The 26059-nt window shown below is 70.1% G+C and carries 26 protein-coding genes; 9 read left to right on the plus strand and 17 right to left on the minus strand.

Annotated elements, in window-relative coordinates; translation table 11 throughout:
• Nucleotides 1-90 precede the first annotated feature (90 nt).
• Nucleotides 91-900: an oxidoreductase gene (locus tag NE234_RS29705; RefSeq protein WP_252783996.1), complete on the minus strand. Its 810-nt coding sequence runs from the start codon at nt 898-900 to the stop codon at nt 91-93.
• Between the two features lie 117 nt (nt 901-1017).
• On the opposite strand from NE234_RS29705, the gene NE234_RS29710 reads away from it, so the two are divergent.
• Nucleotides 1018-1530 (plus strand): MarR family winged helix-turn-helix transcriptional regulator, encoded by a 513-nt coding sequence (locus NE234_RS29710; RefSeq protein ID WP_252783998.1) that lies wholly within the window; start codon nt 1018-1020, stop codon nt 1528-1530.
• A gap of 355 nt (nt 1531-1885) precedes the next feature.
• The gene (locus NE234_RS29715; protein WP_252784000.1) at nt 1886-3232 is read left to right on the plus strand and encodes a cytochrome P450; all 1347 of its coding nucleotides are present in this window, start codon (nt 1886-1888) and stop codon (nt 3230-3232) included.
• Nucleotides 3233-3259: 27 nt separating this feature from the next.
• Here NE234_RS29715 and NE234_RS29720 read toward each other — a convergent pair whose 3' ends face one another.
• From NE234_RS29720 to NE234_RS29735, 4 genes are all read right to left on the minus strand, one after another.
• Nucleotides 3260-3832, minus strand: coding sequence for a Uma2 family endonuclease (locus NE234_RS29720; protein WP_252784001.1), 573 nt, complete (start codon nt 3830-3832; stop codon nt 3260-3262).
• A 96-nt stretch (nt 3833-3928) separates the two neighbouring features.
• A complete protein-coding gene (locus NE234_RS29725) occupies nt 3929-5023 on the minus strand; it encodes an ABC transporter ATP-binding protein (protein ID WP_252784003.1) in 1095 nt (364 codons plus the stop codon).
• Nucleotides 5020-5844 carry a carbohydrate ABC transporter permease gene (locus NE234_RS29730; RefSeq protein WP_252784004.1) on the minus strand — a complete coding sequence of 275 codons (825 nt, stop codon included), beginning with the start codon at nt 5842-5844 and terminating at the stop codon, nt 5020-5022. The genes NE234_RS29725 and NE234_RS29730 overlap by 4 nt, the downstream gene beginning before the upstream one ends.
• The gene (locus tag NE234_RS29735; RefSeq protein ID WP_252784006.1) at nt 5841-6716 is read right to left on the minus strand and encodes a carbohydrate ABC transporter permease; all 876 of its coding nucleotides are present in this window, start codon (nt 6714-6716) and stop codon (nt 5841-5843) included. The genes NE234_RS29730 and NE234_RS29735 overlap by 4 nt, the downstream gene beginning before the upstream one ends.
• A 156-nt stretch (nt 6717-6872) precedes the next feature.
• Here NE234_RS29735 and NE234_RS29740 point away from each other — a divergent pair, with 156 nt between their 5' ends.
• Nucleotides 6873-7700, plus strand: a complete 828-nt coding sequence (locus NE234_RS29740) for an endo alpha-1,4 polygalactosaminidase (RefSeq protein ID WP_252784008.1) — start codon at nt 6873-6875, stop codon at nt 7698-7700.
• A gap of 94 nt (nt 7701-7794) precedes the next feature.
• Here the strand turns inward: NE234_RS29740 and NE234_RS29745 are convergent, their stop codons facing one another.
• The 3 genes from NE234_RS29745 to NE234_RS29755 all read right to left on the minus strand — a co-directional run bounded on the left by NE234_RS29745 (nt 7795) and on the right by NE234_RS29755 (nt 10326).
• A complete protein-coding gene (locus tag NE234_RS29745) occupies nt 7795-8367 on the minus strand; it encodes a permease-like cell division protein FtsX (RefSeq protein WP_252784009.1) in 573 nt (190 codons plus the stop codon).
• Entirely contained in the window at nt 8364-8879 is a 516-nt protein-coding gene (locus tag NE234_RS29750) for an RNA polymerase sigma factor (protein WP_252784012.1), read from the minus strand. Before NE234_RS29750 ends, NE234_RS29745 begins: the two co-directional genes overlap by 4 nt.
• Nucleotides 8880-9081: 202 nt before the next feature.
• Complete coding sequence (locus NE234_RS29755) at nt 9082-10326, minus strand: hypothetical protein (RefSeq protein WP_252784013.1); 1245 nt, start codon at nt 10324-10326, stop codon at nt 9082-9084.
• Between the two features lie 143 nt (nt 10327-10469).
• Here NE234_RS29755 and NE234_RS29760 point away from each other — a divergent pair, with 143 nt between their 5' ends.
• Together NE234_RS29760 and NE234_RS29765 are read left to right on the plus strand one after the other, a co-directional pair.
• The gene (locus tag NE234_RS29760) at nt 10470-10850 is read left to right on the plus strand and encodes a hypothetical protein (protein WP_252784014.1); all 381 of its coding nucleotides are present in this window, start codon (nt 10470-10472) and stop codon (nt 10848-10850) included.
• Nucleotides 10851-11182: 332 nt separating this feature from the next.
• Nucleotides 11183-11620: an NUDIX hydrolase gene (locus NE234_RS29765; RefSeq protein WP_252784016.1), complete on the plus strand. Its 438-nt coding sequence runs from the start codon at nt 11183-11185 to the stop codon at nt 11618-11620.
• A gap of 171 nt (nt 11621-11791) precedes the next feature.
• Here NE234_RS29765 and NE234_RS29770 read toward each other — a convergent pair whose 3' ends face one another.
• From NE234_RS29770 to NE234_RS29800, 7 genes are all read right to left on the minus strand, one after another.
• Complete coding sequence (locus NE234_RS29770) at nt 11792-12217, minus strand: cytotoxic translational repressor of toxin-antitoxin stability system (RefSeq protein ID WP_252784018.1); 426 nt, start codon at nt 12215-12217, stop codon at nt 11792-11794.
• Nucleotides 12214-12630 carry a type II toxin-antitoxin system HicB family antitoxin gene (locus NE234_RS29775; protein ID WP_252784019.1) on the minus strand — a complete coding sequence of 139 codons (417 nt, stop codon included), beginning with the start codon at nt 12628-12630 and terminating at the stop codon, nt 12214-12216. Before NE234_RS29775 ends, NE234_RS29770 begins: the two co-directional genes overlap by 4 nt.
• Before the next feature lie 143 nt (nt 12631-12773).
• Nucleotides 12774-14210 (minus strand): dihydrolipoamide acetyltransferase family protein, encoded by a 1437-nt coding sequence (locus tag NE234_RS29780; protein ID WP_252784020.1) that lies wholly within the window; start codon nt 14208-14210, stop codon nt 12774-12776.
• 2 nt (nt 14211-14212) lie between these two features.
• Nucleotides 14213-15190, minus strand: a complete 978-nt coding sequence (locus NE234_RS29785) for an alpha-ketoacid dehydrogenase subunit beta (protein WP_308206944.1) — start codon at nt 15188-15190, stop codon at nt 14213-14215.
• 48 nt (nt 15191-15238) lie between these two features.
• Complete coding sequence (pdhA, locus tag NE234_RS29790; protein WP_252784021.1) at nt 15239-16360, minus strand: pyruvate dehydrogenase (acetyl-transferring) E1 component subunit alpha; 1122 nt, start codon at nt 16358-16360, stop codon at nt 15239-15241.
• 218 nt (nt 16361-16578) lie between these two features.
• Entirely contained in the window at nt 16579-18192 is a 1614-nt protein-coding gene (locus NE234_RS29795) for a hypothetical protein (protein ID WP_252784022.1), read from the minus strand.
• A 42-nt stretch (nt 18193-18234) separates the two neighbouring features.
• Nucleotides 18235-20367, minus strand: a complete 2133-nt coding sequence (locus NE234_RS29800) for a translocation/assembly module TamB domain-containing protein (protein WP_252784023.1) — start codon at nt 20365-20367, stop codon at nt 18235-18237.
• 120 nt (nt 20368-20487) lie between these two features.
• Between NE234_RS29800 and purS the strand changes: the two genes are divergently transcribed.
• The 4 genes from purS (at nt 20488) to purL (ending at nt 24366) form a co-directional block, all read left to right on the plus strand.
• A complete protein-coding gene (gene purS, locus NE234_RS29805; RefSeq protein ID WP_252784024.1) occupies nt 20488-20730 on the plus strand; it encodes a phosphoribosylformylglycinamidine synthase subunit PurS in 243 nt (80 codons plus the stop codon).
• Nucleotides 20731-20863: 133 nt separating this feature from the next.
• The gene (locus tag NE234_RS29810; RefSeq protein ID WP_252784025.1) at nt 20864-21307 is read left to right on the plus strand and encodes an ATP-binding protein; all 444 of its coding nucleotides are present in this window, start codon (nt 20864-20866) and stop codon (nt 21305-21307) included.
• Between the two features lie 54 nt (nt 21308-21361).
• The gene (gene purQ / locus NE234_RS29815; protein WP_252784026.1) at nt 21362-22039 is read left to right on the plus strand and encodes a phosphoribosylformylglycinamidine synthase subunit PurQ; all 678 of its coding nucleotides are present in this window, start codon (nt 21362-21364) and stop codon (nt 22037-22039) included.
• Complete coding sequence (gene purL, locus NE234_RS29820; RefSeq protein ID WP_256529593.1) at nt 22036-24366, plus strand: phosphoribosylformylglycinamidine synthase subunit PurL; 2331 nt, start codon at nt 22036-22038, stop codon at nt 24364-24366. The genes purQ and purL overlap by 4 nt, the downstream gene beginning before the upstream one ends.
• An 88-nt stretch (nt 24367-24454) precedes the next feature.
• On the opposite strand, the gene NE234_RS29825 is transcribed toward purL, so the two are convergent.
• Nucleotides 24455-25204 carry an SDR family oxidoreductase gene (locus NE234_RS29825; protein WP_252784027.1) on the minus strand — a complete coding sequence of 250 codons (750 nt, stop codon included), beginning with the start codon at nt 25202-25204 and terminating at the stop codon, nt 24455-24457.
• 93 nt (nt 25205-25297) lie between these two features.
• The gene (locus tag NE234_RS29830; RefSeq protein ID WP_252784028.1) at nt 25298-26047 is read right to left on the minus strand and encodes an SDR family NAD(P)-dependent oxidoreductase; all 750 of its coding nucleotides are present in this window, start codon (nt 26045-26047) and stop codon (nt 25298-25300) included.
• Nucleotides 26048-26059 lie beyond the last annotated feature (12 nt).

A 26059-nucleotide genomic window follows, 5' to 3' on the forward strand; every position in this document is an offset into this window, starting at 1 on the left:
ACCTGCCAGCACGACCGGTGTGCTCAACCGCTGCCTCGCGCTGGACCTGTGCGCCCGTTCCTGGTGTGCGCGCTGCCTTCTTTGGGTTCGTCAGAGGGTGGGGAGGATGCCTCCGTCGACCGAGATGGTGATGCCGGTGAGGTAGGAGGCGCGCGGGGAGGCGAGGAAGGCGATCAGCTCTGCGGCTTCCTCGGGCCGTCCGGGGCGGCCGAGCGGGGCGGCGAGGCGCTGGTGGAACTCTTCGCGGACGGTGTCCAGGTCGCGGCCGGTGCGTTCGGCCGCCTGCCGCAGGCTCGCTTCCACGGCGTCGGTCTCGATGACTCCGGGCATGACCGCGGTGACCCGCACACCGTGCGGGCCGCAGGCGAGCGCGAGGCTCTTGCTGTAGGCGTTGAGGGCGGCTTTGGTGGCGGCGTAGGGAGCGCCGTTGGGCTGGGGGTAGCGGGCGGCGTTCGATGACACGTGGACGACTGCCCCGTGGCCCTGTGCGGTCATGTGGGGGACGAGGACGCGGTCGAGGCGGACGGCGGACAGCAGGTTGGCTTCGAGGTTGGCCAGCCAGTCCTCGTCGGTCGCGGCGAGGACGCCGTCGGGTACCTGGGTGTTGCGTCCGGCGTTGTCGACGAGCACGTCGATGCCGCCCAGAAGATCGACCGCTGCGGCTGCCGCGCGCTCGACCCCGCCGGGAGTGTTCAGGTCGGCGGTCACCAGGTGCACTCCGGCGGGCACCTCGGCTTGGTTGCGGGCGACGGCGACCACGTGTGCGCCGGCCGTGCTCAGACGGCGCACCGTGGCGGCTCCGATTCCACGGGTTCCTCCAGTGACGACGGCGCGCGCCCCGTGCAGGCCCAGATCCGCATTCGGATCGGGGAGCACCATGGGCGGACGGGTGGCGGACATGGCACTCCTTGGATGACGGGTGGCGATGCGGAGGTCGAAGGCCGTGCAAGCAAACTAACCATTTACATGTCTGAATCGTTTAGCAATCTACATGATGCATTGAAGTAGAGTGAACAGGTGACCTCGGCTACCTCCACCGCCTCCGGCGAGGCTCTGCTCGACGAACACCGCGACGGTCCCGGCCTCATGCTCGCCCTGCTGGGGCACGAGGCCATGCGTCGTCTGAGGGACGCGCACACCAGCAACGGCCTCACGCCACGGCAGTTCCACATTCTCGGGCTGCTGCACGATCACGGCCCGTTGGCGCAGACTGATCTGGCCGTGCAGACCGACACCGCGGCCAGCGTGCTCGTCACGCAGCTCAACCCGCTGGAGACCGACGGGTTGGTCACGCGCACGCGGGACCCTCGAGACCGGCGCCGCCACCTGGTCGTGCTGACGGAGGCGGGACGGCAGCGCCTGCAAGCGGCGGCAGTCGCGCAGCAGGAGGTGGAAGACCACCTCTTCCGTACGCTGACCGACGCCCAGCGCTCGCAGCTGACGCAATTGCTCGTCCTGGTGCGCGACGACCTGACCGGCGGCAACGAGCACTGCGCCACTCCGACCTCCCTCGACAGGAAGACGTCGTAGCGCTGTGAACGGGGGTTTTGGAGACCGCCACGGCGAGGCCGCCGCCACGGGGGCCGCGCGGCCGCCTGAACACGACTCCTCATCTGCGTGGGTTTCAGAAATCCGACTCCGGCCCCGTCCGGATCCGGGCGGGGCCGCGGCTCGGATCCGGACGCGGGAAGGTAACGCGACGAAGCGGCAGAAATCCGGCATCGCGCTGGAATCTTAAGATCACCGGCTGTAGTGTTTCGGCTTCCTGACGCTGCCCGCGATCTTCTCGTCGGCCGTCACGGGCGCCCGGATCGCCGTCCGGTCGGCCGCAGCGCGTCGATCCGCCGGCAGAGGCTCCCCCGACCGCCCCCCAGAAGGAGCCCGAGTGACCTCCGACCAGTTCGCCACCGGATCCTGTCCCGCCCACTCCGGCCTGATGCCGTTGTACGGGCCGGAGTTCGCCGCCGACCCCGCCGGGACGTACGCCGCCCTGCGCCGGTACGGAAGCGCCGCACCGGTCGAACTGGCGCCCGGCGTGCCCGGCACGCTCGTCATCGGCTACCAGGCGGCGCTCGACGTGCTGCGCGACCCGATCACGTTCCCCAAGGACCCCCGTCGCTGGGAGGCGAACGTCGCGCCCGACTGCCCGCTGCTGCCGATGATGGCGTACCGGCCGAACTCCATGTTCAGCGACGGTGCCGCCCACACCCGGCTGCGGTCCGCGGTGACGGACAGCCTCGCGCGGGTGGACTCCTCCCTCCTGCGCGGCTGGGTCGAGAGCAACGCCGACTCCCTGATCGCGCGGTTCGCGCAGGTCGGCCAGGCGGACCTGATCACCGAGTACGCCCGTGTCCTGCCCCTTCTCGTGCTCAACTCGATGTTCGGCTGCCCGTCGGTGATCGCGGATCGGCTGGTCGAGGGCATGAGCGGGATCTTCGAGGGCACCGACGCGGAGAAGGCGAACCTGATCCTGGGCGAGGCCGTCATGGAGCTGGTGGCCTACAAACGCGCCAACCCGGGCGCCGACGTGACCTCCTGGCTGATGGCCCACCCGGCGGGGCTGACGGACGAGGAGATGCTGCACCAACTGGTCGTGCTCATGGGCGCCGGGACCGAGCCCGAGCAGGACCTGATCGCGAGCACCATGCGGCTGCTGCTGTCCGACGATCGCTTCGCGGCCGACCTGTCAGGAGGCAGCCTGCCCATCGAGGACGCACTCGACGAGGTGCTGTGGACGGACCCGCCCATCGCGAACTACGCGGTCGCCTACCCGCCGAAGGAAACGAACCTGCACGGTGTCCGGCTACCGGCCGACCAGCCGGTCGTCATCAGCTTCGCGGCCGCGAACACCGACCCGTCGCTCACGTCGGACGGCCGGGCGGGCAACCGGGCACACCTGGCGTGGGGCGCGGGACCGCACACCTGCCCGGCGCAGGGCCACGGACGTCTCATCGCCTCGGTCGCGGTCGAGAAGCTCCTCGACAAGCTCCCCGGCATGGAACTCGCGGTCCCCGCCGACCGGCTGCAGTGGCGACCGGGGATGTTCCACCGCGCGCTGACCGCGCTCCCGGTCCGCTTCCCGCCCGTGTCGGTGCCCGCTCCCGTGCCCGCGGAGACGGGAGGCCCTTCGGTCCCGCCGGCGCCGCTCGCCGCGGCGAACCGGCCGGGGTCCTCGGGCGCCGAGCGTCCTCGCTGGCTGCGCACCCTGGTCGGCTGGTGGCACGGCCAGTAGACGCGGACCGCCGCCGGGGGCGGCGGCTCAGCGCAGCGACGCGGTGTCGAGCGTGAAGTCGAACGGGGCGGGCAGGCGCAGCTTCTCGCCGGCGATGACGCGCTCGATCGTGCGGTACCCGTCGTCACTCGGGTCGCTGAACAGCGTGACGGCGGTCGGCTCATCGACCGGATCGACGAGCAGATAGAGCGGCACCCCGCTGAGTGCGCAGTTACGCGGCTTGGTGAACCGGTCACGGACGGCGTTGCCGCGTGAGGTCACCTCGGCCACCAGCAGCACCCCCCGCCCGAACACCTCGCTGTCGCCGAACATCGGCGGCTCCGGCGGCACGATCACCAGATTCGGCTCGATCCGGTCGCGGTTGCTCTCGAGATGAATGGTCAACTCGTGGCAGAGGTACCAGCCGTTCTCGAGCGCGAGGTCATGGAACGCGGTGTGCAGGAAGTAGTTGATCCGGGAGTGTCGGAAGTTTCCGCGTGGGCTCACGACGAGGCTCCCGTCGATGATCTCCACCTGGAATCCCGGGTACGACGGCGTGTGTTCCCAGATCGCTTCGATCGTGGGGGGCTCTTCTTCCTCGACCGGCTGTGGCATGGCCATGGCTCCACCATCCTCAAGTGCTCCTCGCTCAGCGTATCAGTGCCGACACGAAGAGTATTGTCTAGAGCGCTGCCCCTGTCGGCCCGTTCGCGAAGTTCAGGAGTCGTCGATGAGGTCGCCGTCGTCGGCGTGGTACAGGAGGGTGCGGCCGGGGTGCGGGGCGACGCGCAGGGTGGTCCCGATCGCCGGTTCGCGGTCCTCCGGGACGGTGAGCTGGACGCTCGGGCCGGTCGTCGCCAGCGTGACCAGGGACGTCGTGCCGAGGTGCTCGACGATCTCCACCCGGCCCTCGATGCCGTCCTCGGCCTCCCGGACGTACTCCGGACGGAAGCCGGCGATGATCTTGTCGCCGGGGCCGACGAGCCCGGTGGCCTCCTCGGGGACGGGCAGGCGCAGGCCCGCGACGTCGATCTCGTCGGTCCACGATCCGGTCGGGTCGCCGTGGCCGGGGACGCACTCGCCCTCCAGGAGGTTCATCGGGGTCGAGCCGATGAATCCGGCGACGAAGATGTTCGCGGGCCGCTGGAAGACCTCGCGCGGCGTGCCGATCTGGCGGACGTGCCCGTCCTCCATGACGGCGATGCGGTCGGCGAGCGCGAGAGCCTCCGCCTGGTCGTGGGTGACGAAGACGGTCGTGACGCCGAGGTCGTGCTGCAGCTTCTTCAGGAACGTCCGGGCCTCCAGGCGGAGCCGGGCGTCGAGGTTGGACAGCGGCTCGTCCAGCAGGAACACGGTGGGCCGGGCGGCCATCGCCCGCGCCAGCGCGACCCTCTGCTGCTGACCGCCGGACAGTTGCGCCGGGCGGTGGTCGAGGTACGGGCCGAGGGACAACCTGGCGGCGGTGGCCGCGGCCTTCGCCCTCCGTTCGGCGCGCGGCACCTTCTTCATCCGGAGCGGGTAGGCGATGTTGTCGGCGACGGTCATGTGCGGGAACAGCGCGTAGTCCTGGAACACCATCGCCACGTCCCGGTCGCCCGGCGGCAGGCGGGTGACGTCGCGCTCGCCGATCCGTACGGTGCCGGAGGTCGCCGTCTCGAGCCCGGCGATCGTCCGGAGCAGGGTCGTCTTGCCGCAGCCGGACGGGCCGAGCAGCACGAAGAACTCCCCGTCCGCGATCTCCAGAGAAAGGTCGTCCAGCGCCCGTACGTCGCCGTCGTAGACCTTGGTCACCGCCTCCAGTGCGACTCTCACGCTGTGATCCCTCCGTGGAGACGGAAGCCGTAGCGGCGGCTGACGAACAGGAACATGATGACCATCGGGACCGAGTAGAGCAGCGAGAACGTCGAGATCAGGGCGAGGTCCGGCCGGCCGCCCTCGGTGTAGAAGGTGTTGAGGGTGACGGCGGCGGGCTGCTTGTCGGGGCTGCGGTACAGCAGGAACGGCATGAGGAAGTCGCCCCAGACGTTCACGACCGCCCAGACGGCGATGGTGGCGAGGCCGGGCCGTACGTTCGGCAGGACGACGTGGCCGAAGACCTGCAGGGAGTTCGCGCCGAAGACCCGCGCCGACTCCTCCTGCGAGCGGGGCATCGTGTCCATGAAGTCCGTGAGGATGAAGATGGCCGCCGGCAGCAGCCCGCCGGTCAGCACGAGGATCACGCCGAGGTCATGGTCCAGCAGGCGCAGCCGGAACATCAGCTGGAAGATCGGCACCATCACCGCCGTTCCGGTGATCACAGAGGACAGCAGCAGGAGCAGGGAGAGGATCGCGCCCCGGCCGGGCACGCGCACCTTGCTCAGGGCGTACGCGGCGAGCGCGGCGGCGGCGACGGTGAGCAGCATCGTCGACAGCGACAGCACGACCGAGTTGTACAGCGAGGACAGCGCGTCCGGGCTGTCGGTGAGCGCCCGGAAGTTGGCGAGCGTGAAGTCCGGCCACGTCACCGCGAACGTCGGATGCCGCGTGAACGGCGCGGTGACGAGCCACAGCATCGGCAGTGCGAAGAACGCCGTGACCAGGGAGAGGAGCACGTAGAACCCGATGCGCCGCAGCACCGTCCGTACGGCCGTCATGCCCGCCTCCGGAGGAGCCGCACGTACGCCAGCGCGAGCAGGAGGTTGATCAGCAGCATGATCAGCGAGATGGCGCCGGCGAAGCCGAGCCGCCCACCCGGCAGCGCGGTGAGGTAGATGTAGACCGGCAGCACCGCGGACGCGCCGTGCGGCTCCCCCTTGGTGATGAGGTACGGCGTGAAGTCGTTGAACGTCCACAGGCTGACCAGCAGTGTGTTGGTCAGGATGTGGCCGCGGATGTTCGGCAGGACGACGTCGCGCAGCTGCTGCCATCCCCGGGCGCCCGCGAGCCGGGCGGACTCCAGCCGGCTCGGCGGGACGTTCGACAGCGCGGCGGAGAACAGCATCATCGAGAACGCCGTGCCCCGCCACGTGTTGAACACGATGAGCGCGCCCATCGGATGCTCGAACCACCAGTCGTGGCCCGGCGTGCGCAGGATCGCGTTGAGCGTGCCGCCCTGATCCTCGAGGAACGCGATCCACAGCCAGGCGACGACGACACCGGGCAGGATCCAGGCGAGCAGCACGACCGTCTCGACGGCCGCACTGACCCACGCCCGCGCCGAGCGCAGCGCCCAGGCGAGCAGGAGGCCGAGGAGGTTCTGGCCGACGATCGCCGAGCCGAAGACGAACAGCAGCGTACGGCCGAGGGCGTCGCGGACGTCCTTGTCGCCGAGCGCCTGCCGGTAGTCGTCCACCCCGACGATTCGCGGGTGGGCGGCCGCCGTACCGGTGAGCCGGTAGTCCGTGAGCCCGAGGTAGAGAGTCCACAGCGCCGGCAGGATCAGGAACACCGTGATGAGCAGCAGGGCCGGGAGCAGGAGCGCGAGCCCGGCCCGCCGCTCAGCCGGTGCCGACGTCGCCGCTGCCACCGACGATCCGCTCGTACGTCATGCCGCGCCTCCCCGGCAGGCTTGATTTCCACGATCACCGCTTCACATCCGCGACCGAGGTCACGATTCGGGCTCATCACTCTGTGTCCCGAAAAGCCGGACGTACCGTCGTCCCCCCGGGTACCTTGATCACCTATGGCTCTGCGGTACGCGGTCCTCGCGCTCTCCCTCGTCACCCTCGCGGGCTGTGGCGGCACCGGCGGCGGCGCCCGCGACGTGTCCGCTCACCAGACGACGCCGGCCACGGCGCAGGCGGCCTCCTGGTGGCGGCCGAAGGTCGGCGTCAGCTGGCAGTGGCAGCTCAGCGGGAAGATCGACACGTCGGTCCAGGCGAGCGTCTACGACATCGACATGTTCGAGACGCCGAAGTCGACGGTGACCGCGCTGCACGGCAAGGGGCGCAAGGTCATCTGCTACGTCAGCGCCGGCTCGGTGGAGCAGGGGCGGCCGGACTACACGTCCTTCCCCAAGTCCGTCATCGGCAAGAAGCTCGACGGCTGGCCGAAGGAGCGCTGGCTCGACATCCGTAGGCTCGACGTGCTGCAGAAGATCTGGGCCAAGCGCCTGGACCAGTGCAAGGCGAAGGGCTTCGACGGCGTCGAGCCGGACAACGTCGACGCCTACCAGGCCGACTCGGGTTTCCCGCTCACCGCGAAGCAGCAACTGGCGTTCAACCGCATGCTGGCACGCGTCGCCCACCAGAAGGGCCTCGCGGTCGGGCTGAAGAACGACCTCGACCAGATCCCCTCCCTGGTCAAGGACTTCGACTTCGCGGTGAACGAGCAGTGCGCGGAGTACAAGGAGTGCTCCACCCTCAAGCCGTTCATCGCGGCGGGCAAGCCTGTCTTCCACGCCGAGTACAACCTGCCGCTCAGCAGGTTCTGCCCCGAGTCCAAGCGCCTGCGCCTCAGCTCGATCAAGAAGACCCTCGACCTCACCGCGAAGCGCCAGACCTGCCCCTGATCCGTGAAGTGATCCGCCGGCAGGCCCCCGGCCCCGGTCGCGCCGGGACCAGCGGTCCGATCACGCCGACGGTCCATGGCGGAGCCGACCCGGATCACCGCCGTTCGGTCACCACCCGATCCACGCCCGGTCGACCGGCGAGCGTCCGGGTGATCGCCGTGACGCCGGCGGGCCCGCGCGTGATCACCTGGAAGGAGTCCTGGAAGTCTTCGGGACGAAGGCTCTGCGGGGGTGAACTCTCCGGATCGTTCTTCGCCTCGGCGTACGCCTGCGCCCGTGTGAGGTACGCGATGGCCTGAAGCCCGGGCACCTTCTCCAGCGCGTGGCGGATCGCGGTCCGCTGTGCCTCGGTGGCGTCCCGATGATGGCAGGAGGGGTTCGCGGACATCGTGGAACAGAGGTAGACCCGGACCTGGTCCTCCGCCGTCGACCGCGGCGACCCTGCCGCCGGGCCATTGGCGCGGTGGCCGGCAGGGCCCTGCGTCCAGCGCGGCAGTCCTGCCGCCAAGAACACCACCGTCGTGACGCCGACGGCGGCGGCGAGGGGAGCGGCGAACCGCAGGCGGCGTCGGCGTACGGAGCGGCGGCGAAGCGGCGGCGGCACGGCCGGCCCCCAGTCGTCGGCCATGGAGTAGGCGTCCCGGACGCGGTCTTCGAGAGATCTCATTCGGCGTTCTCCAGAATCTTGGCGAGAGCGGTGAGGGCCCGGGACGTCGTCGCCGAGACGGTGCCGCGGCTGATCTCCAGGGTCCGCGCGATCTCGTCCTCGGGAAGGTCGCAGTAGAACCGGAGGGCGAGGACCTCGCGCTGGCGACGGGACAACCGGGCGATCGCGGTCAGCACGGCGCGCCGATCCTGCCCGTCGATCACGCAGTCCTCCGCCGACCACGCCGGTGGCTGGTACGGCTGCCGGAAGCGGCCGGCCACGGCCCGGCGGCGCAGCACGGAACGACAGCGGTTCAGCACGGCCGATCTGACATAGGTCAGCGCGGCGGCGGGCTCGCGCAGCGACAGCCGCCGGTCGTGCAGGCCGAGGAAGGCGTCCTGGACCACGTCCTCGGCCGTGGGGCCGTCCCCGACCATCAACATGGCCAGCCGGATCAGCCCGAGGGCGTGCTCCCGATAGAGCTCCTCGACGTCGGCGGGCGCCCGAGCGGAGGAGGCGATTTCAAAGTCCACGTTCCAGAGACGCGCCGGCGCCGGGAATGCTGCGCCGGGAGATGTCGGTCAGGGCAAGCATCCATGACGTCGGTACGTGCGGCCGGCCGGAACCGGCGGTCACCGCCACACGTGAAGTCGGCGCCCTAGGCATACACCAGGGCGCCACCACCAGTGATCCGTCATCTGCCTGTCCGGCAGAGGACTCATGGAGGTCTTCCTCTCACGCCGGCTCGGATCGCATCGCTTGCCGTACCGCCTCGAACTGCTCGTGGAAGGCCGCGATCTCAGGAGCGTTGCTCCGCTCAGCTCGCAGCGACCGGTCGAGTTCGGCCACACGCCACACGTTGGAGGGCACCAGGCGACCCGACTTGACGGCCAACCGGCCCAGGTGTGCCGCCTCTTCCGCCTCATGACGTGCGAGCAAGACCATCGCGAGGTCCACACGGGCGGTCGCCACACGTCGCGGGCGGCCAAGGCGCCCCTCCTCGCGAATCACGCGGCGGGCGCATCGCTCGGCCTCATCGGAGCCGTCACCGAGCCAGGCCAACGTCGTAGCCGTGTAGGAAGTGAGCTTGCTCGGGTCGAAGACGAAGTGGTGATCAGGCCACTCCGGCCGAAGCCTGTCCGCCATCGCCTCAGCGTGCTCCAATGCCGCAAGAGTTCGGTCCTTGTCTCCCAGGCGGGCCGAAGCTCGGGCCGTCTGGGCGATGAGTTGGGCCGCTGCGGAGGAGACCGCATCGGCGTTCATCAGGCCGGCTTGGCAATGCTCCAACGCGTCGGGATAGCGGCCGTCGAGAAGTGCCTGCCACGCCTTGATCTCGAAGCTCCAAGCGACGAGATCACGATGACCCGCGTGCTCACCCGCTCGGCGTGCCGTTTCGCTGCTCAGTTCGGACGCACGCCGCTGACCGAGGTCTTCGTGAACACAAGCGGTGAGGAGCGCCAGCAGACCACCGGCGGCGATCAGGTCTCGACGCTGCGTCAGCGTGGCGCGCCCGTCGATCAACCTGGTCAGGTAATGCCGATAGGTGCGGATTTGAGGCAGCAGTTCCGTCGGCTTCTGCGACGTGTACTGACGGCACAACCGGTGGATGCCGAGTTGAACGCCCTGAATGGTGGACGGCCCAACGTCGGATGCTTCGACCCGGCGGATGAATTCCAGTGCGTCGAGTTCGTCGCTCGTTTCAGGCTCCTGTTCGGCAACAGGAGTGGACGAGGGGAAGAGGTCCTCTTCCGCCATGGCGAACGCGCGGCAGTAGAGCAGTCGGTAGCGCTCGGAGATGCCGACGACGCCGCGCTCCCAGCGCTTCACGTAGGTGAGGAGACACTCGTGGTCGGGGAGCGAGCCACGGGTCTCGCCGGCGGCCCGCGCGAGCCGGCGTGCCATTTCCGGTTTGTCCCAGCCGCGAGCCTTGCGCTCAGCGCGCACGCGCTCGGCGTGCAGCCGGCGAGTGTCTGTCGACATCCTCCAGCACCTCCGCTGACGCCCCAGAACACCGGAGGCGTGTTCTGTCTTGTTCCCGCATTGTCCCCTGCCGCTCTTACCGACGCATCGGTTTCACTGAAAGTCACCGAACGGCTACACGAATGGGGAAAGGGGTCGCGACGGTGACCGATTCGACGACAGACCCACAGGCAGGAGTGGCCCGGATCGAACGGACGATCCGGGCACGGCTCGACGAACTCGCGGAGGCTCTACGGAAACAGAGCCTCGCGGTGCGGGTAGGGACCAGCGCGCTGGTGGTCTGGAACCCTGCGGCGTCGGCGACCGACGACCCGCGTGGACAGGCCATGAACCCCGGCCTGTCGCAGTGCGTCGCCATCGCTCCGGACGGCGGATCCCTGCATTGGTACTGGTGCTGGACGGGCCCCACCCGCGACGCGCCGCTGGAGACCGAGTACATGTGCCCGGCCGAAGAGACCGACCGCGCCGCCGTCCTGATCACCAAGGTGCTGCGGGTCGACGAGCGCGACGGGCGTCGGTCATGACCCATTCGTGGGTCCCCCGCACCCGTGTCGGCCAAGAACCCGACACTCGCGTCGATCAAGTCACATCCGGCCACCGGCCGCACGGTCCCGACGCGGGGATGTGGCTGGCGCGGCTACGGGCCGAGTTCCCTCGCTGGGGGATCCTGTTCGATCCGTGGAGATCCACCTGGATAGCGGTGCGGGGTCGGCAGCAGATCGAGGTCGCGCCCACCGCTATCGCGTTACGCGACACGTTGCAGGCGCGGAGACCTTGAACACCGGCGTCCAGCCACACTGCCGCCATCATGGTTGGCGCTACGGTCACGCAGGCACCGCTGACCACGGGAGGGCGCATGCCAGAGCGGCACCGGTCCATCATCGACGTGCACGTCATCCTCGAACGCGGCACCGAGATCCTGCTCCTGGAACGCCAGGGCACCGGCTACTGCGACGGCATGCTCCATCTGCCCAGCGGCCATCTCGACGAAGGAGAGCCCGTCACCGAAGGCGCCGCCCGTGAAGCCCGCGAGGAGGTCGGTGTCCGGATCGAGCCGGGAGACCTGCGGCTGGCCACCGTCGTCCACCACCGGCAGCGGCCCGACCTCGCCCGCCTCGGCATGTTCTTCGCGACCGACCGGTGGGACGGAGAGCCCTACAACGCCGAGCCCCACAAGTGCGGCACGCTCCTGTGGTGCGACCCGGCCCTGCTGCCGTCGAACACGATCGACTATCCGGCAGCCGGCATCAAGGCCTATCTGGCCGGCACATCGATCACGATCCACGACTGGTGACCGCGCAACTTTGGACCATGCGGTCACCATCGGAGGGGGATGAGTTGCCGGCTCGCTCGGACGAGAGCGGCTCATGGCGCTTCAGATCCGCCGCAGCGACGTCCTGGCTCATGTCCGTCGTGTCGTACTGCTCGGCGATCTCGTTCGGCTCCCTGTATGACCGCCGGTCTGTCAGATGCAGTCCAGCCAGTACTGCTGCAGCCGAATGATGGCCTGCTCCCGGCTCATCTCGGCGACCTCCTTCTCCGAAATGCCGACCCGGGTGATCAAGAGACGCACCATCTCGGCGGGAAGGGAGTCTTTGACCGGTGGAGGAGCTCCTCGGTCGGGTTTTTGGCCGTCGCGAACACAGGCCCAGAACTCCTCATCCGAGACACCGAGCTGGTCACGGAGGATATGCGCCCACAGGCCCTTGCCGTAGCCACTGCGATCAACCGGGTGAGAGATCCTCGTCCGCAGGATCGAGCCGTCGGGCATGTCGAGTTCGTAGGTGGCGTGGTGTGTTCCAGTGCGTCCACGCGCATCGCGCACCCGGCGCCATCCTTCGGTCACGCAGAAGCACTCATGATCCTTCCGGGTGGGCTGAGGCCAGGTCATGTGCCCTCCCCGGTGAGCCAGTCGCGTAGCTGGTCGTCGCTGCTGAGATCGATCAGCTGGACCAGTCCCCACTGCTGGCGATGATTCGGGGCTTCACGCAGCCGCTCTTGCCAGTCGGCGGCATACTCACGGAGGGCATCGACCATCTCGGCGATCGCCTCGTCGAACGTGGCGCCATCGGCGGAGATGGGCAACCCGGGGAGGAAAACCGACCAGCCGCCGTCCTCGGCCACGACCTGTGCCCGAACCGGACTCACAACGGCGAGGAAATGCCGCAGCCGGTCAGCGTCGACGACGGCCGCCCTGGAGGACTCACGACGTACGGTCGCCGTGCATCCGAGCTCCGCTGCGTCCAGGAGATCCTTCAGATGCGCGCGCGCCTCCGTGTAACTGTTGAAGTGCACAGACGACATGATGCCACTCCCTGTCACCGGTCATGCCGTTTTCGTGACGACGGCAGGTACGTCAAGTACTTAACGTACCTCGCTGGGTGGCGATCCTTGCCTGGAGCGACGCCGAGAGGTCTCCGGGCCTGGCGGCCCGGAGACCTTCCCGGTCAGGACCAGGCGAGCATGCGCATGGGGTCTTCGAGCATGGCGCCGATCTCGCGGAGGACGGCGGAGCCGAGTTCGCCGTCGACGATGCGGTGGTCGAACGACAGTGCCAGCGTCGTCACCTTGCGGATCTTGATCTCGCCCTCGTGCACCCAGGGCATGTCCCGGATCTGGCCGAAGGCGAGGATGGCCGACTCGCCAGGGGTCAAGATCGGGGTGCCCGCGTCGACGCCGAAGACGCCGACGTTGGTGATGGTGATCGTGCCGTCGGACAGGTCGGCCGGGGTGGCCTTGCCGGCCCGCGCCGTGGCGGCGAGGTCGGCGAGCGCCCGGGCCAGGTCGGGCAGCGACAGGTCGTGGGCGTCGCGTACCTTCGGCACGATCAGCCCGCGCTCGGTCGCGGCGGCGATGCCCAGGTTCACGTAGTGCTTGACCACGATCTCCTGTGCGTCCTCGTCCCAGACCGAGTTGATCAGCGGGTTGCGGCGGACCGCCAGCAGCACCGCCTTGGCGACCAGCAGCAGCGGCGAGACCTTGACGCCCTCGAAGTCGGGCAGCTCACGCAGCCGCTTCACGGCGTTCATCGTCTCGGTCACGTCGACCTGCAGCCACTCGGTGACGTGCGGCGCGGTGAACGCCGACTGCACCATGGCCGCCGCCGTGTGCTTGCGCACCCCGCGGATCGGGATGCGCTCCTCCCGCCGCTCGCCCGCCGTACGGACGGGAGCGGTGGGTGCCTCGACGGCCTGGCGCACGTCGTCGCGGGTGATCGACCCCTGCGGGCCGGTGCCGGTGACGGCGGTCAGGTCGACGCCGAGGTCCTTGGCCAGCTTGCGGACCGGCGGCTTGGCCAGCACCGCGACCCGCGACCCGGCGGGCCGGGAGGCGGGGATGGCCTGCGCCGCGGGAACAGCCTGCGCCGGAGCGGCGGGCTCCGCCCGTACGGCCGCTGCGGCGGGCTCGGCCGGTGCGGACGCGGCCGGTGCGGACGCGGCCGGGACCGGTCCACCGGTGGCCGGCGTCTTGCGCGGGCGGCGTTTGGTCGAGCCGGCCTTCACGCCGTAGCCGACCAGGACCGGGACGCGCTTCTGCTCCGGAGCGGACGGGTCGACCGCCGGGGCGGGGCTGCCGACCATGCCCGGCTCCTGCGCGCCCTCCGGCGGAGCGGCGGTCTCCTCGGCGGGCGGGACGTCGCCGCCGACCGCGACCGAGATGATCGGGACGCCGACGTCGACGGTCGTGCCCTCCTCGACGAGGAGCTCGGCGACCGTCCCCTCGTACGGGCAGGGGAGCTCGACGACGGCCTTGGCCGTCTCGATCTCCACGATCGTCTGGTTCACCTCGACGGGGTCGCCGGCCCGTACGTGCCACTTGACGATGTCGGCCTCGGTCAGGCCCTCGCCGACGTCCGGCAGCTTGAACTGCTTCAGCTCGCCCATGCTCACCACGCGAAGGTCCGGTCGACGGCGTCGAGGACGCGGTCGAGGTCGGGCAGGTAGTGGTCCTCGAGTCGGGACGGCGGGTACGGCGTGGAGAAGCCGCCGACCCGCAGCACCGGTGCCTCCAGGTTGTAGAAGCACTTCTCGGTGATCCGGGCGGCGAGCTCGCCGCCGTACCCGTTGAAGACCGGCGCCTCGTGGACGACGACGCACCGGCCGGTCCGGCGTACGGACTCCAGGACCGTCTCCTCGTCGAGCGGGTTCAGCGACCGGACGTCGACGACCTCGATCGAGTGCTGCTCGTCGGCCTGCGCGGCCTCCAGCGCCGTCTTGACCATCGGCCCGTACGCGAGCACGGTGACGTCCTCGCCGGGGCGCGCGACGACGGCCTTGTCGAACGGCACGGCCTTGGACAGGTCGCGGTCGACGGGGGCCTTGTCCCAGTAGCGGCGCTTCGGCTCGAAGAAGATCACCGGGTCGGGGCACTCGATGGCCTGCTGGATCATCGTGTACGCGTCGGACGGGTTCGAGCAGGCCACGACGCGCAGGCCGCCGGTGTGGGTGAAGTACGCCTCGGGCGACTCACTGTGGTGCTCGACCGCGCCGATGCCGCCGCCGCACGGGATCCGGATGACGACCGGGAGTTCGAGCGTGCCGAGCGAGCGCATCCGCATCTTGGCGAGCTGCGTGGTGATCTGGTTGAACGCCGGGAACACGAACCCGTCGAACTGGATCTCGCACACCGGCCGGTAGCCGCGCAGCGCGAGGCCGATGGCCGTGCCGACGATGCCGGACTCGGCCAGCGGCGTGTCGATGACGCGCGCCTCGCCGAAGTCCTTCTGCAGACCGTCGGTCACCCGGAAGACGCCGCCGAGCTTGCCGACGTCCTCTCCCATGATGAGGACCTTCGGGTCGTTCTCCATGGCCTTGCGAAGGCCCTCGTTCATCGCCCTGGAAAGAGTCAGCGTCTCAGCGCTCACCGTCGCACTCCCCTCCGCGCGTACCCCCGGCCGGAACCGGCCGCCCCCTCATCGGGACACATCCTCGAACGATGCCAGGTACGAGGTGAACTGGCCGCGTTCCTCCGCGAGCAGCGAGTGCTCGGTCGCATAGACGTTCTCCCAGATCGCCGTTGGCTCCGGGTCGGGCAATTCTAGACACCGTCTCCGCAGGCCCGAGCCGACCTCTTTGGCCTCGGCGTCGATCGCGTCGAAGAATTCGCGATCGGCCAGCTGGTTCTTGACGAGGTACGCCTTGAGGCGCTCGATCGGGTCCTTGAGCTTCCAGGATTCCAGTTCGGCCTGGAGCCGGTAGCGCGTCGGGTCGTCGGTGGTGGTGTGCGCGCCCATCCGATAGGTGAACGCCTCGATGAGCGTGGGGCCCTGCCCGCTGCGGGCGTTGTCGAGGGCCTTCTTGGTGACGGCGTGCACGGCGAAGACGTCGTTTCCGTCGACGCGGATGCCGGGGAAGCCGAAGCCCTCCGCGCGGCGGTACAGCGGAATGCGGGACTGCTTCTCCAGCGGCTCGGAGATGGCCCACTGGTTGTTCTGGCAGAAGAAGACGATGGGGGCGTTCTGCGCGGCCGACCAGACGAACGCCTCGTTGACGTCGCCCTGGCTGGTCGCGCCGTCGCCGAAGTAGACGATGGCGGCGTTCTCGGCGCCGTCGCGCTGGATGCCCATGGCGTAGCCGGTGGCGTGCAGGGCGTGGCTGCCGATGACGATCGTGTAGAGGTGGAAGTTGTGCGCCTTCGGGTCCCATCCGGCGTGGTTGACGCCGCGGAAGAGGCCCAGGAGGTCGAGCGGGTCGACGCCACGGCACCAGGCCACGCCGTGTTCCCGGTAGCTCGGGAAGGCCATGTCGTCCTGCTTGAGGGCGTGCGCCGAGCCGATCTGCGCGGCCTCCTGGCCGAGCAGTGAGGCCCAGATGCCGAGCTCGCCCTGGCGGGTCAGCGCGACGGCCTCGGTGTCGATCCGGCGGACGATCACCAGGTCGCGGTACAGACCCTTGATCTCCTCGGGGGTCAGGTTCACGTCGTACTCGGGATGCTCGACGCGCTCGCCCTCGGGGGTGAGCAGCTGGACGAGTTCCGGTGGGGGAGACTGTGCGTCGGTGCCCAGGGGCGCACCGCGCGCGGCGTCGACGATCACGTGCCACTCCTCGTGCGTTCAGGGCCGTCTGCGGGATCGCCGCGGTCGGCCTGGTTGCGCGTCGCCCTTCCCGCGGATCCCGGCGAGTACGGGAGACGTAGTCGTCATCGTGACAGAGGCCACGTACCCGGGCGCAAGCCTCTGTGCCTACGGAAACGTACCCGGAAGGTTGTGCCCTGCCACCAACGCGAATCACGCGGTGATTCGCTAGGAGTGGATCACTCTCGGGATAGGACGCGGGTCGCGCCGGCGGCGACGGTCAAGCCCAGAATGAAGCCCGCGGCGACGAGCGCGTCGGATATCCACAGGTAGATGCCGTGCGGCGCGAACTCCCCCTCCTGTCCCAGTGAGCCGACCGGCAGCAGCAGGTCCAGGGTGTACAGGAACGGGTTGAACTGCGTGTTGTGCCCTGGCTCCTGGATTCGCGGATGGTGGTGCTGGAAGACCGCCGTGCCGATCGCCAGCAGCGCCACGAGCCACGCGGCGGCCAGGAACGGACGGTACCCGTAGCCGACCGTCCAGTCCTGGGCGTATCCCCAGACGCGGCGTGGCACGGGCTGGGTGCTGCGGCGCGCCCGCTGCTTGGCCAGCAGGACGGTGCGCCGCTCGCCGTCGTGCCCGAGGACGCGGTAGGTCTCCGCCAGCTTCTCGTACGGCTGGGGGATGTAGCCGTCCGTGTCGCGGGCCACCCACTTGAGCCGCTCCTTGGCGGTCAGCGGCGGGTCGATCATCTCGTACGTGAGGCCGTCGAGCTGGTACCTCGGCGCCCAGGACAGCGGGTCGTCGCGCAACAGCTTGATCCGCGCGTAGCTCAGGTCGACGACGCCCTTGATCGGCTCGGCGGCTCGCAGCAGCACCTCCTCGGCCTGGGCGCGCTGGAGGTTCAGCGCGACGCCGGCCGGATTGGCGAGCCGCCCGCCGCGCAGGTTGAACAGGCCGCCGATGTGCACGCCCGCCAGGCTGACCACGCCGTCGGAGCGGAAGCCGTCCGAGCAGTAGATGTCGGTCTCGATGCTCATGTCGTCGCAGTTCAACGCGGTGCGGGCCGGGTTGGACACGGTCGCGCCGACCATCGAGAGGTAGCCGCCGATCCGCGCGCCGCGCAGCCGGATCTCCCCTTCGGCGCTGAACCCGCCGTCGCAGAACATGTTGGCCGCGACCGTGAGCCGGCTCGCGTACAGCGCCTGGCCCTTCGGGTTGCGCAGCCGCGCGCCGCGCAGGTTGAGCAGGCCGCCGATGTTCGCGCCGGGCAGGCGCACCTCGCCCTCGGCGGTGAAGCCCTGGTCGCAGTAGACGTTGTTGTCGACGATGAGACGGTCGGCCAGCAGCGGCGAGTCGCCGTTCGGATGCGAGAGGTACGCGCCGGTCAGGTTCAGGATGCCGGTGATGTGGGCGCTGTCGAGCCACACGCCGCCGTAGATGTGGCTGCCCTCCAGCCACAGGTGCCCGTCGATGCGCACGCCCGAGGCGACCAGGCCGGGCAGCCGGCAGCGCATGAGGTGGACGCTGCGCAGCCGCGCCCAGTACAGGTGCGGCGCGTCGGTGAGCTGGCAGCCGGTCAGCGCGAGCGGAACACTGACGTGGGCGTGCCCGAGGTTGAGCGTGCCGGTGATCCGCGCGCCGGTCAGGCGCACGGCGGCGACCTGGCCGGGCTCGGTCTCCCGCGCGCCGAGCAGCAGCGCCGAGATCACCTCCGCCCGGATCGTACGCTCGGGGCCCCAGGCGTTCGTGGCGTCGAAGTCCTGGTCACCGCCGGACAGGTCCACGGTCTCCCCGCGCGGGAACGCGTCCCAGAGCACCCGCTCGGGCTTGGTCAGGTCATCGATCAGCATCCACGGCTCCGGGGCGACGACAGAATCTCCATATATAGCGCGCTACTGCCGCGAGAGCACTCGTGTGACGCCGGTGGCGATCGTGGTGGCGAGGATCCAGCCCGACGCGACGAGTGCGGCGGCGAGCCACTGCTGCCAGCCGCGCGGCGCGTACGCGGCCTCCTGGCCGAACCCGATGATCGGCAGGAGCAGGTCGAGTGTGTAGAGGACCGGGTTGAACGGCGGTGCCTCGCCGGCCTTGAGCGGCGGCGGGTGGTGGGCGCCGAACGCCGCGACGCCGACGAGCAGCAGCCCGGCCAGCCAGAGCACCGCGCGCTGCGGCCGGTAGCCGTACCCGACCGTCCAGTCCTGGACCAGGCTCCACACGGCGAGCCAGCGCGGCAGGGTCCGCCGTCGATGGCGCTGCCGCGCGAGCTGGACCGTACGGGCGTCGGCGTCCTGCCCGAGCCGCCGGTACACGGCCGCCAGCTGTTCGTACGGCTGCGGCTGGTACGTGGCCGCGCCGTCGAGCCAGGCCACCCGGTCGGCGGCGGACAGCGACGTGTCGAAGGAGTCGTAGGTGAACCCGGCGAGGAGGGTCTCGGCCGGCCAGCCTGCCGGGTGGTCGTGGAGCACCGTGATCGTCGCGTGCCGCAGGTCGAGCGGACCGCTGATGCGCGTCCCCTCGGTCAGCCGGAGATTGTCGGCCCGTGCCCCGCGGAGGGCGACGGACGCGTCGATCCGCGCGTCCGCGAAGCACACCTGGCCGCCGACCTTGGCGCCGGCGAAGGAGATCCGGCCGTCGGCCGTGAACCCGTCGCAGCAGTCGACCACCCGGCCGACCTCGACGCCCCAGGCGGTCAGCGTGCGCCCGCCCGGATTCGACAGGGCGGCCCCGTTGAACTCGACGCTCGCGCCGACGCGGGCGTCCAGGAGACGGATCTCGCCTTCGACCGTGAGGCCGCCCTTGCCGGAGATCGTGCCGCCCACCTCGATCCGGTCCGCGGACAGCGCCGACCCGCCCGGGTTCGACAGCCGGGCCCCGTCCAGGTCGAGCGAGTCCCGTACGGTGCCGCCCTCGATCGACACCTCGCCGACCGCGGTGAAGCCGTCGCCGCAGTTCACGGCGCCGCCGACGGAGACCCCCCTCGCCTTGAGCGCGACGGCCCCCGGTGCGGTGATCCGGGCGCCGGACAGGTCGACGCTGGCCCCCACGCGGGTGTCGACCAGGTGGATCGCGCCGTCGGAGACGAATCCGTACTTGCCGAAGAGGCCGCCGGTGATCTCCGCACGGGAGGCGCGCAGCGCGATCCCGCCCGGATTCGACAGCCGGGCGCCGTCCAGGTTGATCGATCCGGTGATGTGGGCGGCGTCGAGGTAGACCTGCCCGGTCACCCGGACGCTCGCGGCCCGCAGGCTGCTCCCGACGCTGAGGAGGTGGCCGCGCAGCGCCATGCCGGAGGGATTGATCAGCTCCGCGCGGTCCAGCTCCAGCACTCCGCCGATCACCGCCGAGCGCAGGCTGACCATCCCCTCGGCGCGCAGCCCGTCGCCGAGCGCGACGGCGCCCTCGACCCGCGCCCGGTCGAGTTCCAGCGCGACGCCGCCCGGGCAGGACAGCCGGGCGCGGTCGAGGACGATCGCGCCCCGCACCCGCGCGCCCCGCAGGCGAGCCGATCCCGAGACGGTCAGGTCGGTCGCGATCAGATCGCGGGCGACGGTCAGGCCGCCCGCCTGCAGCGCGCGTTCGGCGTCGATCCGGGCCGATGCCAGGGACAGCGTGCCGTCGACCTGCGTGCCGACGAGGAGGACCGATCCGTCGAATCGGCAGCCCTCCAGCCAGAGCAGCCCGTCGACCCGGGCGTCGGAGGCCTGCAGGCCCGGCAGGCGGGAGCCGGAGAGATTCACCTGCCGGAGGCGTGCGCCGTACAGGCTGGGTCGCTCGGCGAACTCGCAGTCGCGCAGCAGGGCGGCGTACGGCACGTCGGCGAAGGACAGGTCGAGCGTTCCGGTGATCTTCGCGCCGGTGAGCCGGACCGCGGGCACTCGCCCGGGCTCGGGCGGCCGCGCACCCGAGAGCAGTGCCGCGATCACCTCGGCCCGTACCTCGCCCCGGCCGCCGAGGTCGACGGTCCGCGCGGCGGGGAACGCGTCCCACAGTGCCGACTCGGGCTCGGTCAGTTCCTCGGCGCGCATGACGATTCCTCCGGGGGGATGATCGGGCCCTACGATCCCACCGGAGGAGGCGTCGCGTCATCGGTCGCCGGCCGTGCCGTACGCTTCGATGCCGTAGCTGCAGATCAGAGGGGGTCAACCATGGCGCGTTTCATCGTCGAGGTCATGCTCAAGCCGGAAATTCTCGATTCCCAGGGCCAGGCGGTCGCTCGGGCGCTGCCGCGGCTCGGTTTCGAGGGTGTCACGCAGGTGCGGCAAGGCAAGCGGTTCGAGATCGAAGTCGAAGGACCGGCCGACGAAGCGGCCACGGAACGTGTCCGGAAGATGGCCGAGACGCTGTTGGCCAACCCGGTCATCGAGACGTTCGAACTCCGCGCCGAATAGTCGCTCAAAGTTAGCTCGGTCGAGCGATTACGCCAGTTTCCACCGGGGAAGCCTTAGCTTCGTTGAAAGAATCGCGAAGACGGGGTCGACCCCCAGGTCAGGGGTCAAAGATGACACGAGGTGACCGGTGGATATGAAGTTCTCACTCGACTTGCCGCGTGAGACTCTCAGCATCCCGGTGATCCGCCGGGTCCTGGGCGATACGCTGCGCGGACTGGGGGTTTCGGAAGCCTGTATCGCCGACCTTCTCGTGGCCGCATCCGAAGCCTGCACGAATGTGGTGCAGCATGTCGATTCGGCGAGTCACTATGAGGTGATCGCCAGTATCGCCGGAGATCACTGCGTCCTGAAGGTCGCGGACACGGGCCACGGCTTCACGAGCGACGCGGAGAAGAACGCGGGCCTCGATTCGGAGTCCGGGCGCGGAATCAAGATCATGCGGGCGCTCGTCGACGACGTGACGTTCGACAGCCGCCCGGACACCGGGACCGTCGTCTACCTCCAGAAGCGGCTGAGCTGGCAGGAGGAGTCGCCCATGCGGCTCCTGGAGCCCCAACTTCTGAAAACCGCAGGCTGAACGCCGGATAAGCTAGGGCACGTCCCGAGTCCGTTCTTGTATCGGAGTGTGCCCATGTCAGCCCGTGTGGGCGTGATCACCTTCCCCGGGTCGCTGGACGACCGGGACGCCGCACGAGCGGTGCGCCTCGCGGACGCCGAGCCGGTGTCCCTCTGGCACGCCGAAGGTGACCTGCTCGGTGTCGACGCCGTCATCCTCCCCGGCGGTTTCTCCTACGGCGACTACCTCCGCGCGGGGGCGATCGCGCGGTTCGCGCCGCTCATGGAGAAGCTGGTCGCCGCCGCCCGCGACGGCCTTCCCGTCCTGGGCATCTGCAACGGCTTCCAGGTGCTGTGCGAGTCGCACCTCCTGCCCGGAGCCCTGACCCGCAACGTCGGTCTCCACTTCGTCTGCCGCGCCCAGCGGCTGCGCATCGAGAACGTCGAGACCGCCTGGACCTCCGATTACGAGGAGGGGCAGGAGGTCGTCATTCCGGTCAAGAACATGGACGGCTGCTACGTCGCCGACGAGGAGACCCTCGAGGAGCTGGAGTCCTCCGGCCGGATCGTGGCCCGCTACCTCGACGTCAATCCCAACGGTTCGCTGAACGACATCGCCGGCATCTGCAACGAGGCCGGGAACGTCGTCGGCCTGATGCCGCACCCGGAGCACGCGGTCGAGGCCCTGACCGGTACGTCCACCGAGGGCCTCGGCTTCTTCACCTCGGTCGTCAAGAAGTTGGTCCACGCATGAGCGAGCAGAACATCGACGACAAGGGTCTGGAGCCGACCGGCGCCGGGTCCGCCGAGGCGGCGACCGAGCCCACGCCGGTCCGGCCGGTGGAGGTGGACTCCGTCGCGCGCGCCGCGCAGACGCCCGAGCTCCCGCTCCCGTACGCCGAGCTCGGCATGAAGGACGACGAGTACGCCCGCGTGCGCGAGATCCTGGGCCGGCGGCCGACCTCCGCCGAGCTGGCGATCTACTCCGTCATGTGGAGCGAGCACTGCTCGTACAAGAGCTCGCGCGTCCACCTGCGGCAGTTCGGCGACAAGGCCCCGCAGAGCGACGCGCTCCTCGTCGGCATGGGCGAGAACGCCGGCGTCGTCGACGTCGGCAACGGCTGGGCCGTCACCTTCAAGATCGAGTCGCACAACCACCCGTCGTACGTCGAGCCGTACCAGGGCGCCGCCACCGGCGTCGGCGGCATCGTCCGCGACATCCTGTCGATGGGCGCCCGCCCGGTCGCCGTCATGGACTCCCTGCGGTTCGGCCCGCCGGACGCCCCGGACACCCGCCGGGTGCTGGACGGCGTCGTCAGCGGCGTCGGCGGCTACGGCAACTGCCTCGGCCTGCCGAACATCGGCGGCGAGGTCGTCTTCGACGACTGCTACGCCGCGAACCCTCTGGTCAACGCCCTGTGCGTCGGTGTGCTCAAGCCCGAGGACATCAAGCGGGCGATCGCGCCGGGGCCGGGCAACAAGGTCATCCTGTTCGGCGCGGGCACCGGTCCGGACGGCATCGGCGGCGCGTCCGTGCTGGCCAGCGCGACCTTCGACGAGGAGTCGCAGGCGAAGCGCCCGTCGGTGCAGGTCGGCGACCCCTTCATGGAGAAGCTCCTCACCGAGTGCTGCATGGAGATCTTCGCCGAGGATCTCGTCGTCGGCATCCAGGATCTCGGCGCGGCGGGCGTCTCCTGCGCCACCACCGAGCTGTCCGCGGCCGGCACCGGCGGCATGGACATCGACCTGAACAAGGTCCCGCTGCGCGACGCGACGCTGCGGCCCGAAGAGATCCTGATGAGCGAGTCTCAGGAGCGCATGATGGCCGTGGTCGAGCCGGCCAAGGTCGAGCGCTTCCTCGAGGTCTGCGCCAAGTGGGACGTCCCGGCCACGGTGATCGGCGAGGTCACCGACACCGGGCGGCTGCGGATGACCTGGCACGGTGAGACGATCGTCGACATCCCGCCGGGCACCGCCGCCGACGAGGGCCCGGTGTACGAGCGGCCGTACGAGGTGCCGGCCGACCTGGCGCAGCTGCAGGCCGACGGCCCCGGCCGCCTGCCGCGCCCGGCCACCGCCGAAGATCTGCGCAACACGGTCCTGTGGCTGGTGGGCTCGCCCAACCTCGCGGACAAGTCGTTCGTCACCTCGCAGTACGACCGGTTCGTGCTCGGCAACACGGTGCTGGCCACGCCGGAGGACGCCGGGCTGATCCGCATCGGTGATGGGCCGCAGGGCATCGCGCTGGCCACCGACGGCAACGGCCGGTACACCCGGCTCGACCCGTACGCCGGCGCGCAGCTCGCGCTGTCCGAGGCGTACCGTAACGTCGCGACGACGGGTGCCCGGCCGCTCGCGGTGACCAACTGCCTCAACTTCGGCTCCCCGGAGGACCCGGGTGTCATGTGGCAGTTCGCGCGCGCCGTCGAGGGCCTCGCGGACGCCTGCCAGGTGCTGGGCGTCCCGGTGACCGGCGGGAACGTCAGCTTCTACAACCAGACCGGCACCACGCCGATCAACCCGACCCCGGTGATCGGCGTCCTCGGCGTCCACGACGACGTGAACCGCCGGGTGCCGATGTCGTTCATCGTCGAGGGCACCACGCTGCTGCTGCTCGGCGAGACCCGGCCGGAGTTCGGCGGCTCGGAGTGGGCGCACGTCGTGTTCCAGCACCTCGGGGGCCTGCCGCCGCGCGTGGACCTGGCCGCCGAGGCGGCGCTCGCGTCGGTGCTCGTGGCCGGGGCGCACGAGGGCGTGCTGAACGCCGCGCACGACCTGTCCGACGGGGGCCTGTCGCAGTCGCTGGTCGAGTCCTGCCTGCGGGGCGGCCTCGGCTGCGTGATCGACCTGCCGGACGACCCGTTCACCGAGCTGTTCAGCGAGTCCGTGGCCCGCGCCGTCGTGGCCGTCTACCCCGAGCACGAGGAGCGGGTCACCGCGCTCGCGCAGGCGGCCGGGGTCCCGGTGCGCCGGCTGGGTACGGTCGGCGGCGACGCCTTCGAGGTCCAGGGACTGTTCTCGATCCCGCTGAGCGAGCTGCGCGAGGTGCACCAGGGCGCCCTGCCCGCCCTCTTCGGCTGATCGATCCGCCGCGCCGGGCGCCCACCCGGCGCGGCGGACGACCCTGTCCTCGCGCCGTTCGGCCACCTGACGCGGCGAATGACCTGTCTTAGTAGGCGAGTTCTCCGATGCCGCCGTCAACGCGCAGGACGGTGCCGGCGGTGTAGGCGGACTCGTCAGAGGCGAGGTAGACGGCCGCCTTCGCCAGCTCGGTGGCGGTGCCGATGCGATGGAGGGGCACGGTCCGCCGGATTTCGTCGTAGATGGCGGCCTGGCGCTCCGGGCCGAGCGGCTTGAACGTGTCCGTGACGGTCGGCCCCGGGCTCAGCCCGTTGACCCGGACGCCCCGGTCCTTCAGCTCATAGGTCAGCCCGCGGGAAAGGGACAGCAGGCCTGCCTTGGCGGCACCGTAGACCGCCGCGTTCTCGTGCCCGATGAAGGCGGAGACAGAACCGACGAGGATGACCGAGGCTTGCCGCGAGAAGAGCGGCAGCAGGGCCTTGATCAGGAAAAACGGTCCCTTGAGATTGGTGGCGACGAGCCTGTCGAATGCCTCCTCGGTCCATTCGTCGATCGGGAGATGGGTGACGTCGGCGGCGTTGCTCATCACGATGTCGAGCTTCGGCCACTCCTCCTGCAGCCGCGCCGCGAGCGCCGCCTGGCCGGGCGTGTCGCCGGCGTCGCTGAGGATGGGCAGCAGCGGGCCGTCCAGCTGCCGTGCGGCCTCATCCAGTCGTTCCTGTGAGCGGCCCGTGATCGCGACGGTCGCTCCCTCGGCGAGGAACTCACGGGCGGTCGCAAGCCCGATGCCGCCCGTCCCGCCCGTGATCAGTGCGTGTTTTCCCGCAAGACGACCCAATGATCTCATTCTCCTTACTCGCGCCAAGGCGTGTTGTTCCGGTATCGCTGGTGCTGGTATCGGTTCTGGTATCGGTGGTCCGCGCGTCCGGGGTCAGATGGCGGTCCGGCCTCCGTCGGCGGCCACGACGGCACCGGTCACGTAGCTCGCCCGGTCGCCGGCGATGAAGGCGATCACCTGAGCGACCTCGGCCGGGTCGCCGGCGCGCTTCAGCGCGGTCGTCAGCCCCATGCCGCCAACGTCCGGCCCCATGGCCGCCACCACCTTGGAAGTGGTCATCGGGCCGGGCGACACGGCGTTGACGCGCACGTTCGACGCGGCGAACTCGGCCGCCCAGGTGCGGGTCAGGGACTCGAGCGCCGCCTTGGTGGCACCGTAGGCCGCCATCATCGGCATGCCAAGGCCGGCGGCGGTGGAGCTGACGTTGACGATGCTGCCGCCCCCGCCGGCGGCCATCTTCGGTGCGAGCCGGGCGACCAGGACGAATGGCGCGCGCACGTTGACCGCGAACGCGGCGTCGTAGGCGGCGATGTCCTGGTCGGTGGTCGTGCTGAACGGAACGACGCCCGCGTTGTTGACGAGGATGTCCACCGCCCCGGCGTCCTCGGCCAGCCGCTGCACGGCCTGTGGGTCGGCCAGGTCGGCGGGAATGAAGCGCACGGTGCCGGCGGCGCCGGCCGCGCTCCCCTGGACGTCGTCCACGACCTGCGCACCGCGGTCCGGGTCGGTGCCGGTGATGATCACGTTGGCCCCGCCGGCGGCGAAGATCCTCGCCGTCGCGTGCCCGAGCCCGCCGATGGCGCCCGATCCGGTGATCAGTGCCGTCTTTCCCGCGAAGTCCATGTGGTCCTGCCT

This window comes from Actinoallomurus rhizosphaericola, from assembly GCF_024055675.1.
Classification (GTDB): domain Bacteria; phylum Actinomycetota; class Actinomycetes; order Streptosporangiales; family Streptosporangiaceae; genus Actinoallomurus; species Actinoallomurus soli.